The organism is Pseudomonas sp. KH_017, assembly GCF_057840285.1.
Map to the genome: position 1 here is coordinate 3660583 of NZ_CM174509.1, position 18544 is coordinate 3679126.

An 18544-nucleotide genomic window follows, 5' to 3' on the forward strand; every position below is an offset into this window, starting at 1 on the left:
CTCCCACAGGGTTTAGTGGTGGTCATGATGAATTGGTCAATGCCGCTAATACCGCCGGTTCAAAAAAGTGACCGCCCTTGCAGCGGTCACAGGCACCGCCATCTCAGCGTTTGACACCCAGATCGACCTGGGTCATGCGACTGCGAATGGTGAACACGCCATCGCCCGAGAGAATCGCGCTGCGAGCAAACAGGCGCCCGCTCTCCCAGTTCGAAAGCCCCAGTTCCGGCTTGTTCAGCGCGTACTGGCCGTCGACCCAACGGGTGATGCCATTGCCGACAAAAGGCGCGTTGACCGCGTTGTAGAAACGCTCCTGGGCCTCGGCACTTTCACTGATCAAGGACACTGTGAATTGCGGGCTGTAGCAATTGAACAAGGCAATGGCACCGTCCAGGTCGTCGACGATTTTCAGGCTGACTTCCGGGGTTTCTTCCCACTCCCACTCACGGCCCAATTGATCTTCCGGCAACGGCTCGGCCTGCGCCTCGCTCTGATAGCCTTCGGCGCGGTAAACCTGGACCGTTGCCGCCAGCCAATCTTGTGGCAGATGCGACTCGCTGCCTTCGACGATATGCAGCTTGCAGCCCTGCCCCCGTGCGGTGCCGGCCTGCATGAGTGCGTCGAGGAACAGCGGCACCAGTTCAGCGGCGCGGTCGCGGTGGATCAGGCAGACGTTCAGGGTGTTGCAGACCTTGCGGTCCAGGGAGTTGCGCACCACGGCGGCAAAGCGTGGGGCGTCGGCATCGGCGTTGGCGATCAGCCACGCGCCACCGGTACCGTGCAGGCTGACCGCCGTGCCGGCCTGCTGCGCGATGCTGCCCAACTGGCTGACGGCGCGACCCGAACCACGGGCCACCGCCAATGACAGGCGCCGGTCAGCGAACATCGCCCAACCGGCGGCGTGGTTGACACTTTCCACCAGCGACACCGCACCGGCCGGCAAGCCGGCATCGCTCAATGCAGGGTTCAGTGCATGGGTGACGATCGCCTGGGCGGTGCCCAACGCATCACTGCCGATGCGCAGCACGGCGGTGTTGCCGGTGCGCAATACACCGGCCGCGTCGGCAAACACATTCGGCCGGCCTTCGAAGACGAACGCGACGATGCCCAGCGGCGAGACCACTTGCTCGACCTTCCAGCCATCGTGCTCGACGCTACTGATCACCTTGCCACGGCTGGCCGCCGCATCACGCCAGGCGCGCAGGCCGGCGATCATGTCGCGACGCATGCGCTCATCGGCCAGCAACCGGGTGGTCGAGCGACCGCGCGCCTTGGCCCGTTCGATGTCGGCGAGGTTGGCGGCTTCGATCAAGGCCCAGCACTCCGGGGTTTCCAGGCGTTGGGCAAACAGGTCGAAGAAGGCGCTGATCGCCTGGTCAGACACCGCCGACAGCGCGGTGAATGCCGCCTGGGCGCGCTCGATCGCGACGTTGGCCGCTTGCTGGTCCGCCACGGGGATTAGCAGCAACTCACCACTGACCTGCTCCACCAGCAGGTGATCACCGGGCTGGAAGCGTTGCGCCAGTTCGGGGCTGACGACCGTGACACGATTACCGGCGAAAGGGATTGGCGTGCCAGCGACTAGACGTTCGAGCGCGAGGGACATGAAGCGGTTCACCATGCAGTGGGCGGCCGGAAAATGTATAGCAATTTCCCTGGAGCGTCACGCTTCGCACCGGTGATCCCCTGTGGGAGCGGGCTTGCTCGCGAATACGGTACTTCAGCCACGTTGATGGTGCCTGACACACCGTATTCGTCGGAACGCCGCCCGGAGCAAGCCCGCTCCCACCCTGGTTGTGCATTGGATGAAAAACCCCATGGTTACGTATCTCAATGTATACAGCCCCGCCCCCGACACACCCCGCACGCAAAACCCCGCCACAACGACACACCGCAGATACACCCCGTTGATGAAATACGCCTGTCGATTGGCCATGCCGATCAAAGCGCTCAACTCACGGGGCATGCCGTTGCCCCGCCGCCCTGACCTGAAAGAGAGCAACGTCCATGAGCACCTCCATTTCTTCGGCCGTCAAAGGCCTGCACCTGAACCTCGACCGTGCCGGCGACTGGGTTGCCCCCCTGGCGCTGCGGGTGTTCCTCGCCTGGGAGTTCCTCGAATCCGGTCTGGAAAAATTCAACGGCGAGAACTGGTTCGCCGATATCCAGGCGCGCTTCCCTTTTCCGTTCGACCGCCTTCCAGCGACGCTGAACTGGGAACTGTCGATGTGGGCCGAACTGATCTTTGCCATGACCTTGCTGCTGGGCCTGGGCACACGTTTTTCGGCGTTGAGCCTGATGGTACTGACCCTCGTCGCAACCGCCGCCGTGCATTGGCCCGCCGACTGGCACACCCTCAGTGAACTCGCCCAAGGTTATGCCATCAGCAACAAGGGTTACGGCAACTTCAAGCTGCCCTTGATCTACCTTGTGGCCCTCACCCCGCTGCTGCTGTCGGGTGCCGGCAAGTTCAGCATCGATGCGCTGCTGGCGCGTTTCATCTGGCGTCGCTGAAACGAAAGCTGCAACGCGGACAAACAAAAAGGGGGCTTCATGGAAGCCCCCTTTTTGTTTGTCCGGAACTAACCCATCACTTCTTCCAGCCCGGTCTGTTCGGCCAGTTTCGGATGCGCGCTGCGTTCATGCACATGGGTTTGAGGGGTGCGGTCAATCAGCAGGCTCAGCAGTTCCGGGCGGCTGTAGTGGCCGCGGGAATCCATCATGCGCTTGCGCTTGTCGATCAGGCCCATGTCGAGATCAGCGATCACCTCGCCCTCACCTTCCTGCAACGAACCCAAGACCGTGCCATCCGGGCTGATGATTGCGGTATAGCAACCGCCGGAGATCGGGCCGATGGCGCAACCGGTGTCGGCCATGATCTGCGCCTGTTGTTCGGGGTTCAGCCACGCCGTGGAGTTGACCACAAAGCACGCGGCCTCCAGGGCATGCTGGCGAATGCTGACTTCCATTTGCGCGGCGAACAGGGGACCGGCAAACGACCCCGGGTACATCGCCGCATGGATCTGTTCGCCATCAGCCATCAAGGCATAACGGGCCAGCGGGTTGAAGTGCTCCCAGCAGGCCAGTTGCCCGATGCGCCCTACCGCGCTGTCGACGGCACGCAGACCGGAGCCATCGCCCATGCCCCAGATCATGCGCTCGTGGTAGGTCGGGGAAATCTTGCGGCGACGCTGGATCAGCGAGCCGTCGGCATCGAACAGCAACTGCGTGTTGTACAGCGTGCCGCCATCGCGTTCGTTGACGCCGATGGACACGACCATGCCCGCTTGCCTGGCCGCAGCACCGATGGCATCGGTGGCGGCCGAAGGCACGGTGACCGCCTGGTCCAGCAGCTTGAGGTGTTCGGCGGCCATTTCAAAAGGCGACTGCACGTAGGAAAAGTACGGGTAGTACGGCACGACGGTTTCCGGGAACACAGCGAATTGCACGCCTTGCTCGCCGAGTTCGAGAATCTTCTGCACCACTTTGTCAACGGTGCCTTCACGGCTGTAAAGAACGGGACTGATTTGTACGGCGGCGGCTTTGACGAGGGTCATGGCGGTGATCTCATTGAGGGATACGTTTCAACGAGATCAAGATTACGCCGATAATAAATAGGCTTGAATGTCGTATACACCACCTTTCAGGACATCACGATTCAGCCCCGACTGGCACGCTGAATCACCTGCGGCGGCTGCCCGAACGCCCGAATAAAAGCGCGGCGCATGCGTTCCCGATCCCCAAAACCAGTGTCCGTCGCCACCACATCGATGGAGTGCCGTCCGGTTTCCATCATCAACCGGGCCGACTCGACCCGCAGGTTTTCGATGGCCTTGGCCGGAGACTGGCCGGTTTCGGCATGAAACACCCGGCTGAATTGCCGAGGGCTGAGATTGGCCGCGCTGGCCAGTTCCTCGACCGACAGCGCGGACTTGAGATTCTGCTTGGCGTAGTTCAGCGCGGCCTGTATCCGGTCGGTCTTGGGTGCCAGTTCCAGCATCACCGAAAACTGCGACTGCCCGCCGGAACGCCGGTGGTACACCACCAATTGCCGCGCGACCTTGCGTGCAATGTCGACGCCCAGGTCCTTCTCCACCAGCGCCAAAGCCAGGTCCACGCACGCGCTCATGCCCGCCGCCGTCCACAGGTGGCCATCGTTGATGAAGATCCGGTCTTCCTCGACTTTCACGTTCGGGTACGCCTTGCGAAAGGCCGGCACATGCGCCCAATGCGTGGTCGCCCGCCGACCGTCGAGCAAACCGGCCTCCGCCAACGCATTCGCCCCCGTGCAAATCGAGCCCAGACGCCGGGTGCCGAGACTGGCGCGGCGCAGAAACTCCAGCATGCCCGGCGTGGTCGGGCGGATCAGGTTGTCGCCCAGGACCAGCAGCGTATCGAACGCGCGCTGGTCGAACGCTTCGGTCTGCACAGCAAAACCGGCGGACGTTTGCACCAGGCCACCCGGCTCGGACAGCAAGGCAATGCGGTACAACGGCTCGTCACCGGCACTGTTGGCCAACTCGAAGGCGGCACACATGGCCAGGCCCAGAACCTGGAAACCGGGGTAAACAATGAGTCCGATCTGGTGCATGGCGATATGACCCTAAACGTGGCATGCCTAAAGTTCAGGCCAGAAGACCTGTACTCTAACCCGAACAGCAGGCACCGGACATCAGGGTGGAGCACCTCGCGCATTGGCGGATGGCGATGGATAATCAAGAGGTTTCCATCTCACCGAGGAATTGAAGGATGTCACTGACTCTGTATTTCCATCCGCTCTCGTCGTTCTGCCACAAAGCACTGATCGCTCTGTATGAACTGGAAATCGAATTTGAAAAAAGGGTCATCGACCTGGGCAACGAGGCTGACCGGACCGAACTTCAAGCGCTGTGGCCGATCGGCAAGTTTCCGGTGCTGCGCGATCACGCCCGGCAAAAGAATGTGCCGGAGTCGAGTGTGATCATTGAGTACCTGGACCGGCTCCATCCCGGCCAGGCGCATCTGATTCCGGACGATTGGGAAACCGCGCTGGAAGTCCGCCTGTGGGATCGTTTTTTCGACCTGCATGTCCAGGTGCCCATGCAGAAGATCGTCAGTGACCGCCTGAACGCCGCCCATGGCGACCTGACCCGCGAACGCGCCGCGCTGACGACGGCGTACAGCATGCTTGAACGTCAGTTGACGGCAAGAACCTGGGTCGCCAGCCCGGCGTTCAGCATGGCCGATTGCGCCGCCGCCCCGGCGCTGTTCTACGCCAGCACTCTCGTAGCCTTTCCCGACGATCATCGCCACTTGGGTGCTTATTTCGACAGGTTGACCCAAAGACCCTCGGTCAAGCGGGTGATCGACGAGGCAAGGCCGTATTTTTCCTGGTATCCGTTTGCCGAGGCCATCCCGGAGCGCTTTCGGTAGTGACACCAGCGCGACTGGGGATCGGGAGGCAAAAAAAACGAATCGACGAATAATAACCGTCGGTCGAGTGTTATCTGATTATGCAGGAATAAAAAATGGCAGGGGCGGCTGGATTCGAACCAACGCATGGCAGGATCAAAACCTGCTGCCTTACCGCTTGGCGACGCCCCTGTATCTGTTGCGATGAGTGCCTGGCACTCGCTTGCTTGAGTGGCAACAAGACCTGTTGCCTGCTCTCGCGACTGGCTCCCTGAGGGCCGCTGCAAGAGTGGGCGCAAATTTACCAACTTTTTCCTCGTCTGGGAAGCCCAAACAAAAAAAATTGTTCATTAAAACAGGTGCTTAGTGTTGAGCCGGATCTCGGGGAGTTATCGGCGCACATTCAGCCCGAACAGCTCTGCTACGCTTTTCTTTACTCGAATTGAATCGGGAATCGTTTGCGCAACACCCTTCCCTTGCCATTTGAGGGCGCCAAAAGTGAAAGGCAAATTAATGGGGGCCGCTGCAACCCTTCTGGTACTCGGGACCGCGATTTATGGGTTGAACACCTGGGAACACATCCAGGACCAGCGACAGGAAGCGGTCTGCAAGGCCGCCCGGGAGCATCTCAATCGCCTGGAAACCCAGACGCGAGCGTTGGCCTCCGGGTTGACGGTCGAAGCCTATGCCGAAGCCGAAAAAGCCGAGGCTGGCCAGTTGGTCCTGGCACTCGATACGGCCAAAAATGAAGCCGAGGTCGATGCCGTCATCGACAAGCACGCCGCTGCCATCGAGGCGCAGATAACGGCCGAAGACGCTGAGGTCCAGTCCCGAGGCGAACAACCCTTCCTCGGTCAGGAACTGAAAAAGCAACGCATTCCCACCGACGTCAAACAGGAATTCAAACGAGCTGAAAAGGCCGTCGCCGACACCTGCGGATAGTGTCGACCGCCAGCTCCAGGTTTGTCGCCAGCGCCCAGACTTCAGCAAAAGCAGGTTTCAAGCTGGAACAGGTGAGCGCGTCGTTGCGACGAACTCACCGGCCACTCAGTGCGGTGCGCGCGGGATGGTCTTGAGCAGGTCTTCGGGGCTGATGTGACCGACCACGCTGCCCGGTTGCGGCAGGTTGAGGATGTGGCCTTTCATCTTGCCGATGATGTGCATCTCGCAAGGCTTGCAGTCGAACTTCAGCGTCAGCACTTCATCGCCGTGGATCAATTGCATCGGCGCGACCTTGGTGCGCACGCCAGTCACGCCCTTGGCCTGTTTCGGGCACAGGTTGAAGGAGAATCGCAGGCAGTGCTTGGTGATCATCACCGGCACCTCGCCGGTTTCCTCGTGGGCCTCGTAGGCCGCGTCGATCAGCTTGACACCGTGGCGGTGATAGAAGTCCCGGGCCTTCTGGTTGTAGACGTTGGCCAGGAACGACAGGTGCGAATCCGGGTACACCGGCGGCGGCGTGGTCTCGGCCTTGCGGCTGCCCCGCGGGTGGGCGGCGATCCGCGCTTCGGTCAAGGCTTCAATCACTTCGCGGCGCAAGGCCTTGAGCTGCGAGTTCGGGATGAAGTACGCCTGCGGCGCGTCCAGCTTGATGTCGATGGCGTGGTACTGCGTGGTACCCAGTTGGCCGAGCAGATCCTGCAATTGCTCCAGCGCCTGTTCCGGCTTGTTCGCGGCACCGAACGGGCCGGCCAGGGTGACGCTGGCGCTGATGCCCTCTTCACTGGTAGCGGTCAGTTCCAGCTGGTCTTCACGCAGGCGAGCGACCCAGTTCAGGGCGATGCGACGCTCGGCAGAGGTCTTTTGCAGCGCCTGTTGCCAGTTGTGATCCAGATTGCGATTCAGCGGATGGTTGGGGCGCAGCTTGTACATCCCCTCCGGCATCTCATTGGGCTCGACGCGATAGCGATAGCGCTTCTCGCCGTCCTCCTCGAACTCGCCTTTGGGTTCGGCGATGTTGGCGCGAAAACCCACCACTTCACGCTTGACCAGCACATTGAGGCCATCGCCGTTGGACAGCGGCTCGTGCGTCACGACCTGCATGTCACGCTTGGCGACCTTCTCGACCACTCCCACTGGCAGACCGGTGAAGGTCGGCGAGTCAAAGGCGCCGATATCGATCTTGCGGTCAGTGACGAAGTAATCGGTGCTGCCACGGTGGAAGGTTTTTTCCGGATCGGGCAGGAAGAAGTGCGCAGTGCGGCCGCTGGAGGCGCGGGCCAGGTCCGGACGGTCTTCGAGCACGGCGTCGAGGCGCTGGCGGTAGTAGGCAGTGATGTTTTTCACATAGCCCATGTCCTTGTAGCGACCTTCGATCTTGAACGAACGCACGCCGGCCTCGACCAGGGCGCGGATGTTGGCGCTCTGGTTGTTGTCCTTCATCGACAGCAGGTGCTTTTCGTAGGCGATCACGCCACCCTTTTCGTCCTTGAGGGTGTACGGCAGACGGCAAGCCTGGGAGCAATCGCCACGGTTGGCGCTGCGCCCGGTTTGCGCGTGGGAAATATTGCACTGACCGGAAAACGCCACGCACAACGCGCCATGGATAAAGAACTCGATGGCCGCGTCGGTTTCGTCGGCGATGGCACGGATCTCCTGGAGGTTGAGCTCGCGGGCCAGCACCAGTTGCGAGAAGCCGGCCTGATCGAGGAACTTCGCCCGCTCCAGGGTACGGATATCAGTCTGGGTACTGGCGTGCAGTTCGATCGGCGGAATGTCCAGCTCCATCACCCCCAGGTCCTGGACGATCAGCGCATCGACGCCGGCGTCGTACAACTGGTGGATCAGCTTGCGGGCCGGCTCCAGTTCGTTGTCGTGCAGGATGGTATTGATGGTGGTGAACACCCGGGCGTGGTAGCGACGGGCGAATTCCACCAACTGGGCGATATCGCTCACTTCGTTGCAGGCATTGTGGCGGGCGCCGAAGCTCGGGCCACCGATGTAGATGGCATCGGCGCCATGCAGGATGGCCTCGCGGGCGATGGCGACATCGCGGGCAGGGCTGAGCAATTCCAGGTGATGTTTGGGCAAAGACATAATTTTTTTAGTCAGGCTTGTCACGGTCGAGGCGTGCATTGTAGCGGCGAAACGCCTGACCGGCACCCGTATGCTGCCGGGTGGCGTTTCGGGCAGGCCTGGCGTGCCTCAACCCCTGTGGGAGCGGGCTTGCCCGCGAAAGCGCTGGGTCAGTCAATACCTGTGCAAGCTGACACTCCGCCTTCGCGAGCAAGCCCGCTCCCACAAAGGGTTTTACGTCGTACGCAGAATTTGTGCACAACAACATTCAACTGTGGGAGCGGGCTTGCTCGCGAAAGCGCTGGGTCAGTCAATACCTGTGCAAGCTGACACTCCGTCTTCGCGAGCAAGCCCGCTCCCACAAAGGGTTTTACGTCGTACGCAGAATTTGTGCACAACAACATTCAACTGTGGGAGCGGGCTTGCTCGCGAAAGCGCTGGGTCAGTCAATACCTGTGCAAGCTGACACTCCGCCTTCGCGAGCAAGCCCGCTCCCACAAAGGGTTTTACGTCGTACGCAGAATTTGTGCACAACAACATTCAACTGTGGGAGCGGGCTTGCTCGCGAAAGCGCTGGGTCAGTCAATACCTGTGCAAGCTGACACTCCGTCTTCGCGAGCAAGCCCGCTCCCACAAAGGGTTTTACGTCGTACGCAGAATTTGTGCACAACAACATTCAACTGTGGGAGCGGGCTTGCTCGCGAAAGCGCTGGGTCAGTCAATACTTGTGCAAGCTGACACTCCGCCTTCGCGAGCAAGCCCGCTCCCACAAAGGGTTTTACGTCGTACGCAGAATTTGTGCACAACAACATTCAACTGTGGGAGCGGGCTTGCTCGCGAAAGCGCTGGGTCAGTCAATACCTGTGCAAGCTGACACTCCGCCTTCGCGAGCAAGCCCGCTCCCACAAAGGGTTTTACGTCGTACGCAGAATTTGTGCACAACAACATTCAACTGTGGGAGCGGGCTTGCCCGCGAAAGCGCTGGGTCAGTCAATACCTGTGCAAGCTGACACTCCGTCTTCGCGAGCAAGCCCGCTCCCACAAAGGGTTTTACGTCGTACGCAGAATTTGTGCACAACAACATTCAACTGTGGGAGCGGGCTTGCTCGCGAAAGCGCTGGGTCAGTCAATACCTGTGCAAGCTGACACTCCGCCTTCGCGAGCAAGCCCGCTCCCACAGGGTTGTGTGTATGCCTGGCTGAGATCAGGCCTTGGCCGCCATCGCGGTCACTTCCACGCGCATGCCTTCCACTGCCAACGAGGCAACCCCGACAGCAGCGCGCACTGGCCATGGCTTGGCGAAGTAGCGCTTGTAGACTTCGTTGAACGCGGCGCGGTCGGCCATGTCGGTGAGGTAGATGGTCAGGTGCATCACGCGGTCCATGGAACTGCCGGCACGCTCCAGCGCGACTTTCAGCGCTTGCAGAGTGCATTCGCTTTGCAGGGTGATGTCGCCCAGTTCCAGGCTGCCATCGGCGCGGGTGGGGATCTGGGTGGAGACCAGCACGCCGCCGAAACCAACGACGTCGGAGGAAATCGAATCCGCATCGGGATCGGGGGTAAAGGTCAGGTCGTGGTTTGCCATGAGGACTCTCTTGCTTGAAGTGATGAGGCTGGCGCCTTTTGCGCGGCCAGTTTACAGGGCCATTCGCAGCGCGTCGCTAATCCAGCCCGGGCGGCTGCTCGTGACCGGTGGCCTGGCGGTACTGGCGCGGGGTGAAACCGGTCGATGCCTTGAACTGCCGGGTGAACGCACTGTGGTCGGTATAACCGCATTGCAGGGCGACCTCGGTGATCGGCAGATCCGTGAGGAGCAGTCGATGGGCGTGCTCCAGGCGCACCTTCTGGATCATTTGCCGTGGCGTCAAATGGAACACGCGCTTGCAGTAGCGTTCCAGTTGCGCCACGGAAATACCGGCGATGCGCGTCAACTCGCCCAGGGTAACGCGCTGGTTGAAATGCGCGCGAATGTGCTCGTCCACCGCCGCCAGGCGCTGGTACGCCGGGTGCGTGTCACTGGCCGATTGCAGGTCGACCGAAATACCCGCCAGACCGATGATTTCATTGCGGCGGTTATACAGTGGTCGCTTATGGGTCAGGCACCAGCCCGGTTCGCGGCTGCCGTACAAATGCAACTCCAGCTGGTCCTCCAGCACCAGACCCTGCTCCAGCACACGCCGGTCCTGCTCGGTGTAACCGGGCCCCAATTGTTCGGGAAACACCTCGGCGCTGGTTTTCCCCAGTAGCGGCTTGAGCTGCTTCAAACCACAGCGCTGCACCAGCGTGCGATTGGCCATGACATAGCGCGCCTGCACATCCTTGATGAAGATCGCCGCATTCGGAATGACATCCAGCATGGGCAACAACAGCGCAACACCTGCCAGCAGTTGCTCGATGGATTCGGGGCGGTTCGAGTCGTCGCCCTGGCACAACAGCGCAAACGCATCCTGAGTCATCTACCTGTTTCTCCCAATGATCGGCATCTGCCCATTGTGCTGATTTCGTCATCGACACCCAAGGAAAACATCAATCGCGGGCACGCCGCCAAGTTCACTCTATGGCCACCGCCCTCCTCGGCAAAACCGACCGGGGCGTCTTGAAGTGCACACCTGCCTATCCAATAACTCACAAGAAGGCGATGCCATGTCAGGCCAAGGCAAGTTCAAAAAACAACTTTCGTTGATAGACCTTACGTTTATCGGACTGGGGGCCATCTTCGGCTCCGGCTGGCTGTTCGCAGCCAGTCACGTCTCAGCCATCGCGGGGCCGGCGGGGATCTTTTCCTGGCTGCTGGGCGGTTTTGCGGTGCTGCTGCTGGGCATCGTCTACTGCGAACTCGGCGCCGCATTGCCCCGAGCCGGCGGCGTGATTCGCTACCCGGTTTACTCCCACGGCCCGCTGCTGGGCTACCTGATGGGCTTCATCACGCTGATCGCGTTTTCCAGCCTGGTGGCCATCGAGGTGGTCGCCGCGCGCCAGTATGCCGCTGCATGGTTTCCCGCATTGACCCAGGCCGGTTCCAGCAATCCAACAGCGCTTGGCTGGCTGGTGCAGTTCGGCCTGCTGTGCCTGTTCTTCATGCTCAACTACTACAGCGTGAAAACCTTCGCCAAGGCCAACAACCTGATCAGCCTGTTCAAGTTCATCGTGCCGTTGCTGGTGATCGGCGTGCTGTTCACCTTCTTCAAACCGCAGAACTTCCAGTCCCAGGGCTTCATGCCGTTCGGGCTGTCCGGTGTCGAGATGGCGGTGTCCGCCGGCGGCATCATCTTCGCCTACCTGGGGCTGACACCGATCATCTCGGTGGCCAGCGAAGTGAAGAATCCGCAACGCACCATCCCGATTGCACTGATCCTCTCCGTGCTGCTCTCCACTGCCATCTATGTGCTGTTGCAAGTGGCGTTCCTCGGCGGCGTGCCCACCGAAATGCTCGCCAACGGTTGGGCCGGCGTCGCCAAGGAACTGGCCCTGCCCTACCGCGACATCGCCCTGGCATTGGGTGTGGGCTGGCTGGCTTATCTGGTGGTGGCCGACGCGGTGATCTCCCCCAGCGGTTGCGGCAACATCTACATGAACGCCACCCCACGAGTGATCTACGGCTGGGCGCAAACCGGCACCTTCTTCAAGGTCTTCACCCGTATCGACGAAAAGTCCGGCATCCCGCGTCCGGCGCTGTGGCTGACCTTCGCCCTGTCGGTGTTCTGGACCCTGCCCTTCCCTTCCTGGGAAGCCCTGATCAACGTGGTCTCCGCCGCGCTGGTGTTGAGCTACGCCGTGGCCCCGGTGTCGGTGGCCGCCCTGCGCCGCAATGCACCAGACATGCCGCGACCGTTCAAGGTCAAGCGCATGGGTGTCCTGGGCCCTGTGTCGTTCATCATCGCCGCGCTGATCGTCTACTGGTCCGGCTGGAGCACCGTGTCCTGGCTGCTCGGCCTGCAGATCCTGATGTTCGTGGTGTACCTGCTGTGCGGACGTTTCGTGCCGACCCAACACCTGAGCCTGGCCCAGCAAGTGCGCTCTTCGGCATGGCTGATCGGCTTCTATGCCGTGACCATCGTGCTGTCCTGGCTCGGCAGCTTCGGCGGCATGGGCGTACTGACCCATCCTTTCGACACCGTGGTCGTGGCGGCCTGCGCGATGGGCATCTACTACTGGGGCGCGGCCACCGGCGTGCCGGCACATCTGGTTCGCCTGGAAGACGAGGACGGTGAAGACGAAGCCGCTCCCGTTTACAGCGGCACAGCCACAGACCAGCGCCCGATTGGTGCCTCCGTCCAGACTTCACGCTGAGATTCAGGCCAGCAAAACCTCTGAGTTTTTCCAATGGAAAGGTTTATGAAAAAAGTACATGTCATTGATTCCCACACCGGCGGCGAACCGACTCGCCTGGTGATGTCGGGCCTGCCCCAGTTGCCTGGCCGGACCATGGCCGAGAAGCGCGATGTCCTGCGCGAGCAGCATGACCAATGGCGTCGCGCCTGCCTGCTGGAGCCCCGTGGCAACGATGTGCTGGTGGGTGCGTTGTACTGCGAACCGGTGTCGCCGGATGCCACCTGCGGCGTGATCTTCTTCAACAACGCCGGCTACCTCGGCATGTGCGGTCACGGCACCATCGGCCTGGTCAACTCGCTGCATTACCTGGGGCACATCCAGCCCGGCGAGCACAAGATCGATACGCCGGTCGGCCCGGTCAGCGCCACGTTGCATGAGGACGGCAACGTCACCCTGCGCAACGTGCCCGCCTACCGCTACCGCCAACAGGTGCCGGTCGAAGTGCCGGGGCATGGCCGCGTGTACGGCGACATCGCCTGGGGCGGCAACTGGTTTTTCCTGGTGTCCGATCACGGTCAGGCGTTGCACATGGACAACGTCGAGTTCCTCACCGAGTACACCTGGGCAATGCTCAAGGCCCTCGAGGCTCAGGGCATCCACGGTGAAGACGGCGCACTGATCGACCACATCGAACTGTTTGCCGACGACGATCACGCCGACAGCCGCAACTTCGTCATGTGCCCCGGCAAGGCCTACGACCGCTCGCCCTGCGGGACTGGCACCAGCGCAAAACTGGCATGCCTGGCAGCCGATGGAAAACTGGCCGCCGGTGAACGCTGGGTCCAGGCCAGCATCACCGCCAGCCAATTCGTCGGCAGCTATGAATGGGCAGGCGAACGCATCATCCCTTTCATCACCGGCCGCGCCTGCATGACCGCCGACAGCACCTTGCTGATCGACGAACAGGACCCCTTTGCGTGGGGCATTTGAGCCCCGCGCCTTTTCCCTAACCCGAGCTGAATGAACGCTTCCAGGAGTGACAACACAATGAGCGACAACATCTTCACTGGCTGCATCCCTGCACTGATGACCCCATGCACCGCCGAGCGCAAGCCGGACTTCGACGCACTGGTGGCCAAGGGTCGCGAGCTGATCGACATCGGCATGAGCGCGGTGGTGTATTGCGGCTCCATGGGTGACTGGCCGCTGCTGACCGAAGCCGAGCGTCAGGAAGGCGTGGCGCGCCTGGTGGCCGCCGGCGTTCCGACCATCGTCGGCACCGGTGCCGTCAACAGCCGCGAAGCGGTGTCGCATGCGGCACACGCGGCCAAAGTCGGCGCCCATGGCTTGATGGTCATCCCTCGCGTGCTGTCTCGCGGCGCTTCGGCCACCGCGCAAAAAGCCCACTTCGCCGCGATCCTCCAGGCCGCCCCAGGCCTGCCGGCGGTGATCTACAACAGCCCTTACTACGGCTTCGCCACCCGCGCCGACCTGTTCTTCGAACTGCGTCGCGAGTACCCGAACCTGATCGGCTTCAAGGAATTCGGCGGTGCCGCTGACCTGCGCTACGCCGCCGAACACATCACCTCCAAGGACGATGACGTGACCCTGATGGTCGGTGTCGACACCCAGGTGGTCCACGGTTTCGTCAACTGCAACGCCACCGGCGCCATCACCGGCATCGGCAACGCACTGCCGCGCGAAGTGTTGCGCCTGGTGGCCTTGAGCAAACAAGCGGCCAAGGGCGATGCCAAGGCCCGTCGTCAGGCGCGGGAACTGGAATCGGCACTGGCGGTGCTGTCGTCCTTCGATGAGGGCTGCGACCTGGTGCTCTACTACAAGCACCTGATGGTGCTCAATGGCGACAAGGAATACACCCTGCACTTCAACGAGACCGATGCGCTCAGCGATGCCCAGCGTCGTTATGCCGAGAACCAGTACACGCTGTTCCGCCAGTGGTACGAGCAGTGGTCGGCCGAGCAAAACTTCGTCTGACATCCAGCCTGTACAGCGGCGTGCCAATGCGCGCCGCCTTTATTTTCGCCCACGGCGGTACGGCGTTTTATTCACAAACGCCCCCCCTCTTTTTTTCAGGAATGACCATGACTCTGACAGGCAACATGTTGATCGGCCAGCAGGCCATCGCCGGTAACCGCGAAGCGATCCGCGGCATCGACCCCACTACTGATCTCCCCCTTGAACCGGCCTATCACGGTGGCAGCGGCGAACACGTCGAACAGGCCTGCGCCCTGGCGTGGAGTGCCCTGGACAGCTATCGCGCGACGTCCCTGGAGGCCCGCGCCGAATTCCTCGAAACCATCGCCAGCGAAATCGAAGCCCTCGGCGATGAATTGATCGACCGCGCCGTGGCCGAGACCGGTCTGCCGCGCCCGCGCATCCAGGGTGAACGGGGCCGCACTTGCCAGCAACTGCGCACCTTTGCCCGCACTGTACGCGCAGGCGAATGGCTGGATGTACGGGTCGACTCCGCGCAGCCGGAACGCCAGCCCCTGCCCCGTCCGGACCTGCGTCAGCGTCAGGTGCCGCTCGGCCCGGTGGCGGTGTTCGGCGCCAGCAACTTTCCCCTGGCCTTCTCCGTCGCCGGCGGCGACACCGCGTCGGCGCTGGCCGCCGGTTGCCCGGTGATCGTCAAGGCCCACAGCGCACACCCCGGCACCAGCGAACTGGTGGGCCGCGCCGTGGCCCGTGCGGTCAAACTTTGCGGGCTGCACGAAGGCGTGTTTTCGCTGTTGTACGGCTCCGGCCGCGAAGTGGGCATTGCCCTGGTCACCGATCCGCGTATCAAGGCCGTGGGTTTCACCGGCTCGCGCAGCGGCGGCATCGCCTTGTGCAACGCGGCCCAGGCGCGTCCCGAGCCGATCCCGGTGTATGCGGAAATGAGCTCGATCAACCCGGTCTTGCTGTTCCCCGCGGCCCTGCAATCGCGAGCCGAAGCCCTGGCGCAAGGCTTCGTCGTTTCCCTCACCCAGGGCGCCGGCCAGTTCTGCACCAACCCGGGTCTGGTGATTGCCCGCCAAGGCCCAGCCCTTGAGCACTTCATCCAGACGGCTGCGCAACTGCTACAGCGCAGCCCGGCGCAGACCATGCTCACCCCCGGCATTTTCAAGGCCTACGAGGCCGGCGTCGGCGCGCTGGCCGAGCATGCCCACGCTGACGCAGTGGCCGCCGGCCTGAAGGGCGAAACCCCGAACCAGTGCCAGGCCCACCTGTTCGTCACCCAGGCCAGTGAGTTTCTCGCCGACCCGGCGTTGCAGGCGGAAATGTTCGGCGCCGCGTCGCTGATCGTGCAATGTGCCAACGACGAGCAAATCCGCCAGGTCATCGAACACCTGGAAGGCCAGTTGACCGCCACCCTGCACCTGGACGATGCCGACGTGGAGAGCGCCAAAACCTTGCTGCCGATACTGGAGCGCAAGGCCGGGCGCCTGTTGGTCAATGGCTGGCCGACCGGGGTCGAGGTGTGCGATGCCATGGTCCATGGCGGCCCGTTCCCGGCGACGTCCGATGCGCGCACCACTTCGGTCGGCACCGCGGCGATCCTGCGGTTCCTGCGCCCGGTCTGCTATCAGGACTTCCCGGACGCCTTGTTGCCGGCCGCCCTCAAGCACGGCAACCCGTTGCAGTTGCGTCGCCTGCTCGACGGCCAGAGAGAAGCCTAGGCCATGCCCAACAACTCCCTTTTCAACAGCCCCAACGCCGAGGCAGACGTTACGGTGATCGGCGCCGGGATCATCGGCGTCGCCTGCGCCCTGCGCCTGGCACGCCAGGGCCGGCGGGTGGTGGTCATCGATCAACAGGAACCCGGCCGTGGCGCCTCGTTCGGCAATGCCGGGCACCTGGCCACCGAGCAGGTGTTCCCCATCGCCGACCTGTCGATCCTCAAACGCCTGCCCGCCATGCTCATGGACCCGATGGGCCCGCTGCGCCTGGACTGGAAATACATGCCCCGGGCCCTGCCCTGGTTCATGCGCCTGTTGCTCAACCTGCGCCCGGCACCGTTCCAGCGCACTGTGGCCGGCATCCGCGCGCTCAATGAAAGCAGCCTGGGTGCCTGGCACCGCTTGCTGGAGACCATCGAGCGCCCCGGGTTGCTCAAGGAAGACGGCTCGTTGCTGGTGTTCGAGCGCGCCGACTCGCAACAGACCATCGAAGCGCTACAGGCACGCATGCGCCAGCAGCAAGTGCCGGTGGATTTCTGGCAGGCCAAGGCGGTACGCGACGCGGCGCCGCAACTCAGCGAGCAGATCCAGGGCGGGTTGTTCTTCCCGCGCACCGGGCATTTTCTCGATCCCTTCCAGGTAGTCAGCGAACTGGTCCACGCGGCCAAAAGCAGCGGCGTGCAATTCCTCAAGCAGCGGGTCGAGGGCGGGCAATTGAATGAACACGGCGTGTCGTTGATCACCGATCAAGGCCACGTCAGCAGTCGACAAGTACTGATTGCCTGCGGCGCCCATTCCGCCAGGCTCACCGCCGCGCTAACCGGCAAAAAAGTGCCACTGGACACCGAGCGCGGCTATCACCTGATGCTGCCCCACGAGCACGAACGCTTGCCGTTTGCCGTCACCTCGCTGGAGCGCAAGTTCATCATGACGCCGATGGCAGACGGGCTGCGCCTGGCCGGCACCGTTGAATTCGCCGGTCTCGAATGCCCACCGACCATGGAGCGCGCCTGGCAGTTACACCGCCTGAGCAAAGGCCTGTTCAAACGCGACCTGAGCGCTGAAGCCGCCACGCCGTGGATGGGTTTCCGCCCGTCCCTGCCCGACTCCCTGCCGATCATTGACCGGGTGTGTGACGGCAAGGTCCTGCTCGCCTTCGGCCATCAGCATCTGGGGTTGACCCAGGCGGCGGTCACGGCGGAAATGATCGCGCAGATGGCCTCGCCTTTGACCGACGCCCAGCCTCACGGCCTGCCGGCGACTGCGCCGTACCGGCTGGATCGTTTCTGAGGCCCCGGTCGAGCCGAGCCCTCGTCATTGCAAGGGCGAGAACTTCGCGGGCAGGTAGATCGTCGAGCGCATGTCGCGCAGTTGCGGGCCGGAGTTTTCCGGCGGCCAGACGCCGTCGGCGACCGCTTGGGTGCGCACTTGCAGGCGCTGTTCCAGGGTGGTCCAGGGCCAGATGTGCAGATGGCGCGGCAGCGCACCGTCGGTGGCGTAGAACGCCGCGTACACCGGCGAATACTGTTCAGCGGTTCGCGCTTCGATGGCTTTGCTCCAGCCATCGAGAGTGGGTTGCAAGCCGCTGCTGACCAGGTCGTTGACGCGCAGCTCGTAGAATGGACCGTGCTGCCCTGCGCTCAAGGGTTCGAGGAAGGGAAACAGCGTGTAGTTTTCGATGCGCAGATCGGTGATCCATTCGTTGATGCCAAACGCCCCGCCCCCCAGCAGAAAACGCTCGCGCTCCGCTTGCCTCAGGTGTTCGTCGGCGTAGCCACGCAGCACGGTGATCTGGTTCAACTGGCCGATCTCCGAGGCCCAGCAGCCCATCAACACCCCGCCGACTTCCGGCTTCGCCAATTCAGCCTCGATGCGTACCAGCGCATCGGCCACTGTGCGCACGCGTACGGTAAAAGTGATCAGTTCAAATAAACGCATAGCGACTCCGCCCACCGGTTTGCCAAAAGCACACAGCCTAGGGCAGCCCCCGCCGGCGGGATATTGAGACGAACCCCATCGGCAACGGCATTTGCCGCAGTGTTCTAGGTAGTTTCTTTACGTTGGGCAGCGCTAGATCATTCACATCACGTGTTCAATGCCTTCACTTAAAGGCGCTTGATGCAGAAATGGCGACGAATATGCTGTGGGCACACGTTTCCGTGATCTCGCATGACAAAAAGAGCCCA

Annotated in this window: 15 protein-coding genes and 1 tRNA gene; 8 read left to right on the plus strand and 8 right to left on the minus strand. The window is 62.2% G+C overall.

Features of this window, described 5'->3' with window-relative positions:
• Positions 1–103: 103 nt before the first annotated feature.
• The gene (locus tag AC3IT6_RS16635) at positions 104–1606 is read right to left on the minus strand and encodes an aldehyde dehydrogenase family protein (RefSeq protein WP_489351221.1); all 1503 of its coding nucleotides are present in this window, start codon (positions 1604–1606) and stop codon (positions 104–106) included.
• A 401-nt stretch (positions 1607–2007) separates the two neighbouring features.
• Between AC3IT6_RS16635 and AC3IT6_RS16640 the strand changes: the two genes are divergently transcribed.
• The gene (locus AC3IT6_RS16640) at positions 2008–2514 is read left to right on the plus strand and encodes an HvfX family Cu-binding RiPP maturation protein (protein WP_489351223.1); all 507 of its coding nucleotides are present in this window, start codon (positions 2008–2010) and stop codon (positions 2512–2514) included.
• Between the two features lie 68 nt (positions 2515–2582).
• Here AC3IT6_RS16640 and AC3IT6_RS16645 read toward each other — a convergent pair whose 3' ends face one another.
• Together AC3IT6_RS16645 and AC3IT6_RS16650 are read right to left on the minus strand one after the other, a co-directional pair.
• Positions 2583–3557: a nitrilase-related carbon-nitrogen hydrolase gene (locus AC3IT6_RS16645; protein WP_489351225.1), complete on the minus strand. Its 975-nt coding sequence runs from the start codon at positions 3555–3557 to the stop codon at positions 2583–2585.
• A gap of 101 nt (positions 3558–3658) precedes the next feature.
• Positions 3659–4591, minus strand: coding sequence for a GlxA family transcriptional regulator (locus tag AC3IT6_RS16650; protein WP_489351227.1), 933 nt, complete (start codon positions 4589–4591; stop codon positions 3659–3661).
• 158 nt (positions 4592–4749) lie between these two features.
• Here AC3IT6_RS16650 and AC3IT6_RS16655 point away from each other — a divergent pair, with 158 nt between their 5' ends.
• Positions 4750–5412 (plus strand): glutathione S-transferase family protein, encoded by a 663-nt coding sequence (locus AC3IT6_RS16655; protein WP_489351229.1) that lies wholly within the window; start codon positions 4750–4752, stop codon positions 5410–5412.
• A gap of 96 nt (positions 5413–5508) precedes the next feature.
• Here the strand turns inward: AC3IT6_RS16655 and AC3IT6_RS16660 are convergent.
• A tRNA-Gln gene (locus AC3IT6_RS16660) sits at positions 5509–5583 on the minus strand.
• 321 nt (positions 5584–5904) lie between these two features.
• On the opposite strand from AC3IT6_RS16660, the gene AC3IT6_RS16665 reads away from it, so the two are divergent.
• Entirely contained in the window at positions 5905–6333 is a 429-nt protein-coding gene (locus AC3IT6_RS16665; RefSeq protein WP_489356595.1) for a hypothetical protein, read from the plus strand.
• Positions 6334–6438: 105 nt separating this feature from the next.
• Here AC3IT6_RS16665 and AC3IT6_RS16670 read toward each other — a convergent pair whose 3' ends face one another.
• The 3 genes from AC3IT6_RS16670 to AC3IT6_RS16680 all read right to left on the minus strand — a co-directional run bounded on the left by AC3IT6_RS16670 (position 6439) and on the right by AC3IT6_RS16680 (position 10862).
• Entirely contained in the window at positions 6439–8427 is a 1989-nt protein-coding gene (locus AC3IT6_RS16670) for a peptidase U32 family protein (RefSeq protein WP_056728097.1), read from the minus strand.
• A 1183-nt stretch (positions 8428–9610) separates the two neighbouring features.
• Complete coding sequence (locus AC3IT6_RS16675; protein WP_008021538.1) at positions 9611–9991, minus strand: RidA family protein; 381 nt, start codon at positions 9989–9991, stop codon at positions 9611–9613.
• Positions 9992–10067: 76 nt separating this feature from the next.
• Positions 10068–10862 (minus strand): PAS domain-containing protein, encoded by a 795-nt coding sequence (locus AC3IT6_RS16680; protein WP_489351232.1) that lies wholly within the window; start codon positions 10860–10862, stop codon positions 10068–10070.
• A gap of 187 nt (positions 10863–11049) precedes the next feature.
• On the opposite strand from AC3IT6_RS16680, the gene AC3IT6_RS16685 reads away from it, so the two are divergent.
• The 5 genes from AC3IT6_RS16685 (at position 11050) to AC3IT6_RS16705 (ending at position 17648) form a co-directional block, all read left to right on the plus strand.
• The gene (locus tag AC3IT6_RS16685; RefSeq protein WP_489351234.1) at positions 11050–12696 is read left to right on the plus strand and encodes an APC family permease; all 1647 of its coding nucleotides are present in this window, start codon (positions 11050–11052) and stop codon (positions 12694–12696) included.
• Positions 12697–12741: 45 nt separating this feature from the next.
• Complete coding sequence (locus AC3IT6_RS16690) at positions 12742–13668, plus strand: 4-hydroxyproline epimerase (RefSeq protein ID WP_489351236.1); 927 nt, start codon at positions 12742–12744, stop codon at positions 13666–13668.
• Between the two features lie 57 nt (positions 13669–13725).
• Positions 13726–14673 (plus strand): dihydrodipicolinate synthase family protein, encoded by a 948-nt coding sequence (locus AC3IT6_RS16695; RefSeq protein WP_489351238.1) that lies wholly within the window; start codon positions 13726–13728, stop codon positions 14671–14673.
• Positions 14674–14780: 107 nt separating this feature from the next.
• Entirely contained in the window at positions 14781–16358 is a 1578-nt protein-coding gene (locus AC3IT6_RS16700) for an aldehyde dehydrogenase (NADP(+)) (RefSeq protein WP_489351240.1), read from the plus strand.
• A gap of 3 nt (positions 16359–16361) precedes the next feature.
• The gene (locus AC3IT6_RS16705) at positions 16362–17648 is read left to right on the plus strand and encodes an NAD(P)/FAD-dependent oxidoreductase (protein ID WP_489351242.1); all 1287 of its coding nucleotides are present in this window, start codon (positions 16362–16364) and stop codon (positions 17646–17648) included.
• 24 nt (positions 17649–17672) lie between these two features.
• On the opposite strand, the gene AC3IT6_RS16710 is transcribed toward AC3IT6_RS16705, so the two are convergent.
• Positions 17673–18296, minus strand: a complete 624-nt coding sequence (locus tag AC3IT6_RS16710; RefSeq protein WP_489351244.1) for an NIPSNAP family protein — start codon at positions 18294–18296, stop codon at positions 17673–17675.
• Positions 18297–18544: the final 248 nt, after the last annotated feature.

Excerpts from the sequence above, each read along its gene's own strand:
- AC3IT6_RS16635 (WP_489351221.1), bottom strand. The coding sequence starts at position 1,606 with ATGTCCCTCGCGCTCGAACGTCTAGTCGCTGGCACGCCAATCCCTTTC.
- AC3IT6_RS16640 (WP_489351223.1), top strand. The coding sequence starts at position 2,008 with ATGAGCACCTCCATTTCTTCGGCCGTCAAAGGCCTGCACCTGAACCTC.
- AC3IT6_RS16645 (WP_489351225.1), bottom strand. The coding sequence starts at position 3,557 with ATGACCCTCGTCAAAGCCGCCGCCGTACAAATCAGTCCCGTTCTTTAC.
- AC3IT6_RS16650 (WP_489351227.1), bottom strand. The coding sequence starts at position 4,591 with ATGCACCAGATCGGACTCATTGTTTACCCCGGTTTCCAGGTTCTGGGC.
- AC3IT6_RS16655 (WP_489351229.1), top strand. The coding sequence starts at position 4,750 with ATGTCACTGACTCTGTATTTCCATCCGCTCTCGTCGTTCTGCCACAAA.
- AC3IT6_RS16665 (WP_489356595.1), top strand. The coding sequence starts at position 5,905 with ATGGGGGCCGCTGCAACCCTTCTGGTACTCGGGACCGCGATTTATGGG.
- AC3IT6_RS16670 (WP_056728097.1), bottom strand. The coding sequence starts at position 8,427 with ATGTCTTTGCCCAAACATCACCTGGAATTGCTCAGCCCTGCCCGCGAT.
- AC3IT6_RS16675 (WP_008021538.1), bottom strand. The coding sequence starts at position 9,991 with ATGGCAAACCACGACCTGACCTTTACCCCCGATCCCGATGCGGATTCG.
- AC3IT6_RS16680 (WP_489351232.1), bottom strand. The coding sequence starts at position 10,862 with ATGACTCAGGATGCGTTTGCGCTGTTGTGCCAGGGCGACGACTCGAAC.
- AC3IT6_RS16685 (WP_489351234.1), top strand. The coding sequence starts at position 11,050 with ATGTCAGGCCAAGGCAAGTTCAAAAAACAACTTTCGTTGATAGACCTT.
- AC3IT6_RS16690 (WP_489351236.1), top strand. The coding sequence starts at position 12,742 with ATGAAAAAAGTACATGTCATTGATTCCCACACCGGCGGCGAACCGACT.
- AC3IT6_RS16695 (WP_489351238.1), top strand. The coding sequence starts at position 13,726 with ATGAGCGACAACATCTTCACTGGCTGCATCCCTGCACTGATGACCCCA.
- AC3IT6_RS16700 (WP_489351240.1), top strand. The coding sequence starts at position 14,781 with ATGACTCTGACAGGCAACATGTTGATCGGCCAGCAGGCCATCGCCGGT.
- AC3IT6_RS16705 (WP_489351242.1), top strand. The coding sequence starts at position 16,362 with ATGCCCAACAACTCCCTTTTCAACAGCCCCAACGCCGAGGCAGACGTT.
- AC3IT6_RS16710 (WP_489351244.1), bottom strand. The coding sequence starts at position 18,296 with ATGCGTTTATTTGAACTGATCACTTTTACCGTACGCGTGCGCACAGTG.